At 60.5% G+C, this 1,576-nt stretch carries 3 protein-coding genes; all 3 read left to right on the top strand.

Annotated elements, in window-relative coordinates; all coding sequences use genetic code 11:
• Positions 1 to 176: 176 nt before the first annotated feature.
• Entirely contained in the window at positions 177 to 839 is a 663-nt protein-coding gene (locus AC1DWI_RS22555; RefSeq protein WP_477725834.1) for a hypothetical protein, read from the top strand.
• Complete coding sequence (locus tag AC1DWI_RS22550) at positions 836 to 1,327, top strand: hypothetical protein (protein WP_477668634.1); 492 nt, start codon at positions 836 to 838, stop codon at positions 1,325 to 1,327. Before AC1DWI_RS22555 ends, AC1DWI_RS22550 begins: the two co-directional genes overlap by 4 nt.
• Positions 1,324 to 1,576, top strand: a 253-nt coding sequence (locus AC1DWI_RS22545) for a UBA domain-containing protein (protein ID WP_477725833.1), incomplete at its 3' end; no start/stop codon positions are given. The genes AC1DWI_RS22550 and AC1DWI_RS22545, both read left to right, overlap by 4 nt.

Raw genomic sequence — 1,576 nt, 5'->3', positions numbered from 1 at the left:
ACCTACCTCAACGCGACCTTGCCAGCAGCGGGCACCTACGGCGGCACCATCGCAAAAAATGGCCGCGTTACCTACACCGCTACACAACTCTGATTACATAAATCCTTAAGTGGCCCCGCTTGTCGGGGCCATTTTTATTTTTGTTGATATTTCTGAGTTAGCGTAAAGTGGTACTTATGCGCACCCAACCCCTGTTCCTCGTGCCCACTCGCAGCAGTGTGTTGCAAGTGCTGCGCGTCGCCGCATTGGGGGCCGGCGCTCTGGCCTGCGCGGGCGCCCAGGCCTTTGTTGTCACCATCACAGCAGGCACCAAGTCATTGTTTTTGCAGGTAGGCRCCGGAACCATGACCGGCGGCAATTTCAGCTCCGGAGGTACGCCCGGCAACAATTCCACCATCAATCGCGTTTCAGTCACCATTCCAGCGGCCAACATCGGAGCCGGCACCAGCGCCATGACAACCGACAGCACCGTTACGGCCAGCCCTTATGACAGCTTTGCCTTTTGCACGGTGCCCGCGCAGGTTTACGTCGGCGGCTTTTACCGCACACCGGGCACCGGCGCCAACGCCACACTCACCGCCACCGCACCGGCCTCTCTGGTCAATGCCACGGGCGACACCATTCCGTTCAATACCATCTCCTGGGTTTCCGGCGGCGCACAAGACCCGACTCCCACCATCCCCAGCGGAACGTTTGTAGGCGGTGCATCACAAACGCTGCTCAGCGTTACACGCAACACCTGGTTTGAAAGCTGTCTGCAGTTCAACTACGCCAATACCCAACTGGTGGGTTCGGGCACCTTTACCGGCCGCGTCAGCTACACCCTGACCTCCCCATGATGATGAAAAGACCGGTCAGCCTGTCACACCTCATCGGATTTGCCGCCCTCCTGCTGCTTGCCAACGTGCTGACTGCACAACACGCAGCCGCCACCACGACCCGCGTGGATGACACCGGCACCGTCGCGACCCAGAGCGTCGTCCCCATGCGCTGGCGGCAGCTGGTTCCTGGCCGCGGGGCCGACAACTCGGTGGAAGCCAGCCTGCGGGTTGCGCTTCGCCTGAACCTCTCGCGCTGGTTGACCCAGCCGGTCAGGCTCTACATGGGGCTCGCCCCGGTCCCGGGCGAGCCCATCTTTGTTACCTGGAGAACCCAGGGGCGTTTGCTGCCTGGCTCACTGCGATCTGGCGGCCGCACCCTGATCTTCGACGGTGTCGTCAGTGCGGCTACCCTGGAAGAAACCGTTGAGCTGATTCTCAGAACAGATGGGCGCGCGCTGACGTCTTCCCAGGCCCTGCAGTTTTATTTCGAGGTAGATACGCAATGATCCGTCTCCGGTTACTTGCCCTGCGGCAGTATGCGGCTGGCCTTGTTGGCTTGGCCTTCGCCCTGATTGCGCCTGGCGCAATGGCAAGCGAATTTGCATTGGCAGTGTCGCCTCCCCGGTTTGAACTCGAAGTCAAACCCGGCGAGCGTCTGCGCCAGATCATGGAAATCACCAACGCATCGTCAGCTTCCTCAACGTTCAGTATCAGGACAGCGGACTGGCGGCTTGGCATGGACAACTCCGTCACTT

This window comes from Polaromonas sp. P3_C2, assembly GCF_056402675.1.
This window is presented reverse-complemented; position numbering and strand designations above follow the sequence as displayed.

What these genes read in the sequence shown, in the direction of transcription:
- AC1DWI_RS22550 (WP_477668634.1), top strand. Translation starts at nt 836, where the DNA reads ATGATGATGAAAAGACCGGTCAGCCTGTCACACCTCATCGGATTTGCC.